This is a genomic window from Micromonospora sp. NPDC047557, from assembly GCF_043205095.1.
Taxonomy (GTDB): Bacteria; Actinomycetota; Actinomycetes; order Mycobacteriales; family Micromonosporaceae; genus Micromonospora.
In genome coordinates this window covers 45,460-52,030 of sequence record NZ_JBIDDK010000024.1, presented here as the reverse complement: position 1 = coordinate 52,030, position 6,571 = coordinate 45,460, and the positions used below count along the sequence as shown (strand labels likewise).

The window sequence follows — 6,571 nt, the reverse complement described above, 5'->3', positions numbered from 1 at the left end:
TCACATTCCGAACCCGGAAGCTAAGCCCTCCAGCGCCGATGGTACTGCACTCGTGAGGGTGTGGGAGAGTAGGACACCGCCGGACAATCTTCCAGTCGAGGGGCGCCCCATCCGGGTCGGCCCTCGACTGCGTAGCGCCATTGGTGGCGCAATCAGGAAGGATGTACCTGTGAGTTCAGGACCGCAGGGCGGAGATCGTCCCCGTCGTTACGAAGACCGCACCGACGGCCCGGGTGGACGCGACCGTGGTGCGCGCCGCGACGACCGGCCCCCGTACCGGGGAGACCGGGACAACGCTGGCGGCGCCCGAGGCGGATACGCCGGCGGTCGCGACGGCGGTTCCCGTGGTGGCGACCGTTCTGGTGCGCCGCGTGACGGCGGTTTCCGCGGCGGCGATCGCGAGGGCGGCTTCCGCGGTGGTGACCGCCGCGAGGGTGGCGGCTTCCGTGGTGGCGACCGTGATGGGTCGCGCTCGGGTGCGTCGCGTGAGGGTGGTTTCCGTGGCGGTGACCGCGAGGGCGGCTTGCGTGGTGGTGAGCGTCGTGAGGGTGGTTACCAGGGCGGCGGCGACCGTGGCCGTTCCGGCCCGCCCCGTGAGGGTGGCTTCCGTGGCGGTGACCGCCGCGAGGGTGGCGGCTTCCGTGGTGGCGACCGTGATGGGTCGCGCTCGGGTGCGTCGCGTGAGGGCGGTTTCCGTGGCGGTGACCGCGAGGGCGGTTTCCGTGGTGGCGACCGTCGTGAGGGTGGTTACCAGGGCGGCGGCGACCGTGGCCGCTCCGGCCCGCCCCGCGAGGGTGGCTTCCGTGGCGGAGACCGCGACGGTGGCTTCCGCGGCGGTGACCGTCGCGAGGGTGGCTTCCGTGGCGGCGACCGTGACGGTGGTTTCCGCGGCGGCGACCGTCGTGAAGGCGGTTTCCGTGGTGGCGACCGCGATGCCCCGCGTACCGGCGCGCCGCGTGAGGGTGGTTTCCGTGGCGGCGACCGCGACGGTGGCTTCCGGGGCGGCGACCGCCGCGAGGGCGGCTTCCGTGGTGGCGACCGCGATGGGTCGCGCTCGGGTGCGCCGCGTGAGGGCGGTTTCCGTGGCGGTGACCGCGAGGGTGGCTTCCGTGGTGGTGAGCGCCGTGAGGGTGGTTACCAGGGCGGTGGCGACCGTGTCCGCTCCGGCCCGCCCCGCGAGGGTGGCTTCCGCGGCGGCGACCGGGAGGGCTTCCGCGGCGGTGACCGTCGCGAGGGTGGCTTCCGTGGCGGCGACCGTGACGGTGGTTCCCGGGGCGGCGACCGTCGCGAGGGCGGCTTCCGCGATGGGTCGCGCTCGGGTGCGCCGCGCGAGGGTGGCTTCCGTGGCGGAGACCGCGAGGGCGGCTTCCGCGGCGGTGACCGTCGTGAGGGTGGTTTCCGCGGCGGCGACCGCGATGCCCCGCGTACCGGTACGCCGCGCGAGGGTGGTTACCAGGGCGGCGGCGACCGTGGCCGTTCCGGCCCGCCCCGCGAGGGCGGCTTCCGCAGCGGCGACCGCGAGGGCTTCCGGGGCGGCGACCGTCGTGAGGGTGGCTTCCGTGGCGGCGACCGCGACGGCTCCCGTGCACCCCGCGAGGGTGGCTTCCGCGGTGGTGACCGTCGTGAGGGTGGTTACCAGGGTGGCGGCGACCGTGGCCGTTCCGGCCCGCCCCGCGAGGGTGGCTTCCGTGGCGGCGACCGCGACTCCGGCGGCTTCCGCGGCGGCGAGCGTGGTGGCTCGCGCCCGGGTGCGCCCCGTGAGGGCGGTTTCCGTGGCGGCGACCGCGACGGCGGCTTCCGGGGCGGTGACCGTCGTGAGGGCGGCGCGCCCCGCGAGGGTGGCTTCCGGGGCGGTGACCGCCGCGAGGGTGGCTTCCGCGGTGGGGACCGTGACGGTGGCTTCCGGGCGGACGAGCGGCCCCGTCGCGAGGGCGACTTCCGGCGCGACGACCGTGGCGCCGGCTCCGAGTCGTCCGAGGGTGGGCGCAGCCTGGCCCCGGTGTTGCCGGACGACATCGTCGCGACCGACCTGGACAAGGACGTCCGTGCCGAGCTGCTCTCGCTGAACAAGCCGGTCGCCGAGACGGTGGCCCGACACCTGGTCGCCACCGGTCAGCTGATCGACGAGGACCCGGCCGAGGCGTTGGCGCACGCGCTGGCCGCCCGACGGCTCGCGTCGCGCATCTCCGCGGTCCGTGAGGCGGTCGGCCTGGCCGCGTACCACGCGGGGGAGTGGCAGACGGCGATCGCCGAGCTGCGGACGTACCACCGGATGACCGGCCTGCAGAGTCACCTGGCCGTGCTCGCCGACTGCGAGCGCGCCCTGGGCCGGCCGGAGCGGGCCATCGACCTGTTCCGCGGCGCCGACCAGGCGAAGCTGGACCAGGCCGTCGCGATCGAGCTGCTGATCGTCGCGGCCGGCGCACGGGGTGATCTCGGCCAGAAGGACGCCGCTGTCGCGATGCTCCAGGTGCCGGACCTCACCAGCGAGGCGACCGTGCCGTGGACCGCGCGACTGCGGTACGCGTACGCCGACGCGCTGCTCGCGGTCGGACGACGCGAGGAGGCCCGCGAGTGGTTCTCCCGCGCCGCCGACGTGGACACCGAGGGCGAGACCGACGCCGCGGAGCGGTTGCTGGAACTCGACGGCGTCGTCATCGAGGGTGATGACGAGGACGAGGCCGAGGAAATCGCCGCCGGCCCGGGCGCGCCCGGCGCGGTGCCGGCCCAGCCGGACACCGACCTGACCGCCGGCGACGTCCTCGACGCCGACGACCTCGAGGACGCCGACGACCTCGAGGACGCCGACGACCTCGAGGACGCCGACGACCTCGAGGACGCCGACGACCTCGAGGACGAGGACGACCTCGAGGACGAGGACGACCTCGACGGCGACGACGAGGACGACGAGGACTACGACGACGACGAGGAGGACGGCGTCACCGGCCGCTCGGACGAGCACGAGGACGGCGAGGACGTCGAGGGCGACGACGAAGACGTCGACGACCGCCACCCGGACGCGGGCGACGTCGCCCCGGCAGCCACCACGGACCGGAGCACGTCCGTCAGCGACGACAGCCGCGCAGGCGGCGCGGTGAGCGGCGACGGGACCGCCCCCACCCGGGGTGACGAGCCGGAGTCGACGCAGCGGTGAGCGCGGACGCCGGGAAGCGGCTGATCGACGGGTACACCCTGGTGGTCTTCGACCTGGACGGGGTGATCTACCTGATCGACCGGCCGATTCCCGGCGCGGTCGACGCGGTGGCTCGGCTGCACGCCGAGGGGCGGGCGGTGGCGTACGCCACCAACAACGCCTCGCGCCGCTCCAGCGACGTCGCCGACCTGCTGACCGGGATGGGCGTGCCGGCGCGGCCGGAGGAGGTGCTGACCTCCGCCGCCGCCTCGGCCGAGCTGCTGCGCGAGCGGTTGCCGGCCGGGGCGCCGGTGCTGGTGGTCGGCGCGGAGGCGCTGCGCGCCGAGCTGCGCGCGGTCGGGCTGACCCCGGTCAGCCGCGCCGACGAGAAGCCGGCCGCGGTGGTGCAGGGCTACGGTCCGCAGGTCGGCTGGGCCGAGCTGGCCGAGGCGTCGATCGCCGTACGGGCCGGGGCAATCTGGGTCGCCACCAACACCGACCGGACGCTGCCCAGCGCCCGGGGTCCGCTGCCGGGCAACGGGTCGCTGGTCGCGGTGCTGCGAACCGCGTTGGAGCGGGAGCCCGACCTGGTGGTCGGCAAGCCGGAGTCGGCGCTGTTCGAGACCGCCGCCCGGCGCGGCGACGGCGGCCGAGCCCTGGTCGTCGGGGACCGGTTGGACACCGACATCGAGGGCGCCCGCCGAGCGGGACTGGACAGCCTGCTCGTGCTGACCGGCGTCAGCGGCGTACCCGAGCTGCTCGCGGCCGAGCCACGACGGCGGCCCACGTACGTCGCGCGGGACCTGGCGGGGCTCTTCGACCCGGCGGCGGCCGTGCAGGTTCCGGGCTCGGCGAACGGCGGCGGCTGGTCCGTCACGGACCGCGACGGGAGGCTGGAACTGGCCGGCGCCGGCCGGGATCTGGACGCCCTCGCCGCGCTCTGCGCGGCGGCGTGGTCGGCTCCGGAGCTGCCGGCGATCCGTGCGGTGGGCCCGGACGCGGCTGCCGCGCTGGAGAGCTTCGGGCTGGCCACCGACGGGTGACGCCGCCGAGCGCGCTCGTCAGAGCAGCTTGCGCAGCTTCATCAGGTCGAACGGGTTGGCCTTGATCGACACCCGGCGGGAGGTGACCGCCTTGGTGACGTCCAGGTCACCGCGGACCAGGGCGAGCAGGTCGTCGCTGGACGTGCTCAGCGCGATCTTGGCCTTCGGGTCGTCGCCGTCGGTCAGCTCGACGAGCCGGCCACCGCTGATCTTGCCGTGGAACGCCGTGTCCAGGTCGGTGATCCGGCAGGCCAACGTCCGGTCCAGGTCGATCCGTTCGCGGACCGTCTCGGCGTTGCGGTCCAACCGGGCGGCCAGCTCCTGCAACGCCTGCCGGCACTCGTCCACGCTGGCCACATCTCCCCCTCGCCGATCGCCACGCCGTCCCCGGCACCGTACCGCACGAGACAGTCCGGGGTGCCCGGTAGCGTGACACCTGCAGACCCCGCCCCATGGAAGGACTCAGGCATGCAGGACGCGTGGCGCGCCTACCTCGAACTGGCCCTGGGCCTGGCGGAGGCGCCCCGGAAGAAGGCCCAGGACGCGGTGCGTCGCCTCGTCGGCTCGGGCGGCGCGACCGCCGCCCAGCTGCAGGCCCTCGGCGAGGAGCTGGTCACCACCGGCGCCGCCAACCGGGAGGCGCTGACCAAGCTGGTCCGCTTCGAGGTCGACCGGGCCCTGGGCGCGGTCGGTCTGGCCACCGCCGACGAGGTGGCCGAGCTGACCCGACGCGTGCGCGACCTGGAACGCCAACTGCGCGAGGCGCGCGCCACCGAGATGACCGCCGGGCCCGCCCCGCAGGCGGCCGCGCCCTCGACCGGGCCCGCGCCGCAGCCCGATCCGACCCGCGCGGCGCAGCCCGGCAGCGGCCCGGTGCGCTCGGACGGCCCCGCCGGAGCCCCGGTCTCGGCGCCGGTGGCCAGGAAGGCCTCGGACGGCCCCGCCGCAGCGCCGGTCTCCGCGGTGGCCAAGAAGGCCGTCGCCAAGAAGGCGCTGGCCAAGAAGGCCATCGTGAAGAAGCCGCCCGCGACCATCAGCCGGACCGGCGACGACACCCCGCCGCCGGTGGTGCAGGACGACACTCCGACCCCGGCGGTCATGCCGGCGAAGAAGGCCGCCCGTAAGCGCCGTCCGGACGGTGACTCGTGAGCGACGGCGCGCGTCCCGGCCCGCCGCCCGGCATCCGCCCCGGCCCGCCGGGAGGCTTCCGGCCCGGCCCGCCGCCGGCCGGGTCGTTCGCCGCCCGGCCCAGCCCGCCGGTGGGCGCCCGCCCCGGCCCGCCGCCCGAGGGCGTCGACGTCGGCGACGACACGGCCCGCCACCCGGCGGTGGACGCGGCCGTGCGGGCCATGGACAACGCGGCGACGCTCGCCCCGGCCGACCAGATCGCGCAGTACGAGGCGGCCTACGAGACGCTGCGCGAAACGCTCGCCACCATCGACCAGACCTGAGCAGGACGACCAGGTCGGACAGACCGGAGAACCACCCATGGCACGTCGCAACCGGCTGGACGCCGAACTCGTCCGCCGCGGGCTGGCCCGCTCGCGTGAGCAGGCCGCCGCGCTGGTCGAGGCCGGCCGGGTCCAGCTGCGCGGAGTGCTCGCGCGCAAGGCCGCCGCGATGGTCGACCCCGCCGATCCGCTGCTGGTCACCGGCGAGGACCCGACCGAGGAGTACGTCTCCCGGGGCGGGCACAAGCTCGCGGGCGCGTTGGCGGCGTTCGCGGCCGGTGGGCTACGCGTCGCCGGCCGGCGCTGCCTGGACGCTGGCGCGTCGACCGGGGGCTTCACCGATGTGCTGCTGCGCGCCGGCGCCGCCGAGGTGGTGGCGGTGGACGTCGGCTACGGGCAGCTCGCCTGGTCGCTGCGCACCGACGAGCGCGTCCGCGTCCTGGAACGCACCAACGTCCGTACCCTCGTCGCGGACGCGATCGGCGGGCCGGTCGATCTGACGGTGGCCGACCTGTCGTTCATCTCGTTGCGGTTGGTGCTGCCGGCCCTGGCCGGCTGCACCCGCGACGACGGCGACCTGGCGTTGATGGTGAAGCCGCAGTTCGAGGTGGGCAAGGAGCGGGTCGGCGCCGGCGGCGTCGTCCGCGACCCGGCGCTGCGCGCCGAGGCGGTGCTCGACGTGGCCGCCGCGGCGGCTCAGCTCGGCCTCGGGTTGGCCGACGTGGCGGCCAGCCCGCTGCCCGGGCCCAGCGGCAACGTCGAGTTCTTCGTATGGTTGCGCCGGGGCGCACCACCGGCCGACCCGCAGCGCGTGCGGGCCGTGGTGGAGGCCGGGCCGAACGGCCCGACGACGGCCGGCGACGTGCCGGGCGTGGCGGCGGAGGAGGTCGCAGGGTGAAGGCGTACAGCGAGCGGCGCACGACGGCACGCGGCCGTGCCGGTGC

General features: G+C 75.7%; 7 protein-coding genes and 1 rRNA gene. 6 read left to right on the top strand and 2 right to left on the bottom strand.

The genetic code is table 11. From position 1 onward, the window contains the following. Positions 1 to 85, top strand: a 5S ribosomal RNA gene (gene rrf, locus ACGGAQ_RS31800); the annotation flags it as partial. Positions 86 to 175: 90 nt separating this feature from the next. Here rrf and ACGGAQ_RS31795 read toward each other — a convergent pair. After that, positions 176 to 2,098 (bottom strand): hypothetical protein, encoded by a 1,923-nt coding sequence (locus ACGGAQ_RS31795; protein WP_393055688.1) that lies wholly within the window; start codon positions 2,096 to 2,098, stop codon positions 176 to 178. On the opposite strand from ACGGAQ_RS31795, the gene ACGGAQ_RS31790 reads away from it, so the two are divergent. After that, the gene (locus ACGGAQ_RS31790) at positions 2,087 to 3,154 is read left to right on the top strand and encodes a hypothetical protein (RefSeq protein ID WP_393055696.1); all 1,068 of its coding nucleotides are present in this window, start codon (positions 2,087 to 2,089) and stop codon (positions 3,152 to 3,154) included. The two genes, ACGGAQ_RS31795 and ACGGAQ_RS31790, sit on opposite strands and share 12 nt — an antisense overlap. Then, complete coding sequence (locus ACGGAQ_RS31785) at positions 3,151 to 4,176, top strand: HAD-IIA family hydrolase (RefSeq protein ID WP_393055685.1); 1,026 nt, start codon at positions 3,151 to 3,153, stop codon at positions 4,174 to 4,176. Before ACGGAQ_RS31790 ends, ACGGAQ_RS31785 begins: the two co-directional genes overlap by 4 nt. Before the next feature lie 18 nt (positions 4,177 to 4,194). Here ACGGAQ_RS31785 and ACGGAQ_RS31780 read toward each other — a convergent pair whose 3' ends face one another. Continuing rightward, positions 4,195 to 4,533, bottom strand: a complete 339-nt coding sequence (locus ACGGAQ_RS31780) for an SCP2 sterol-binding domain-containing protein (protein WP_355069041.1) — start codon at positions 4,531 to 4,533, stop codon at positions 4,195 to 4,197. Positions 4,534 to 4,644: 111 nt separating this feature from the next. Between ACGGAQ_RS31780 and ACGGAQ_RS31775 the strand changes: the two genes are divergently transcribed. The 3 genes from ACGGAQ_RS31775 to ACGGAQ_RS31765 are packed head-to-tail and all read left to right on the top strand — an operon-like array spanning position 4,645 to position 6,525. Further along, positions 4,645 to 5,325: a phasin family protein gene (locus ACGGAQ_RS31775; protein ID WP_393055682.1), complete on the top strand. Its 681-nt coding sequence runs from the start codon at positions 4,645 to 4,647 to the stop codon at positions 5,323 to 5,325. Then, a complete protein-coding gene (locus ACGGAQ_RS31770; protein ID WP_387264261.1) occupies positions 5,322 to 5,627 on the top strand; it encodes a hypothetical protein in 306 nt (101 codons plus the stop codon). Before ACGGAQ_RS31775 ends, ACGGAQ_RS31770 begins: the two co-directional genes overlap by 4 nt. A gap of 37 nt (positions 5,628 to 5,664) precedes the next feature. After that, positions 5,665 to 6,525: a TlyA family RNA methyltransferase gene (locus ACGGAQ_RS31765; protein ID WP_393055679.1), complete on the top strand. Its 861-nt coding sequence runs from the start codon at positions 5,665 to 5,667 to the stop codon at positions 6,523 to 6,525. Positions 6,526 to 6,571 lie beyond the last annotated feature (46 nt).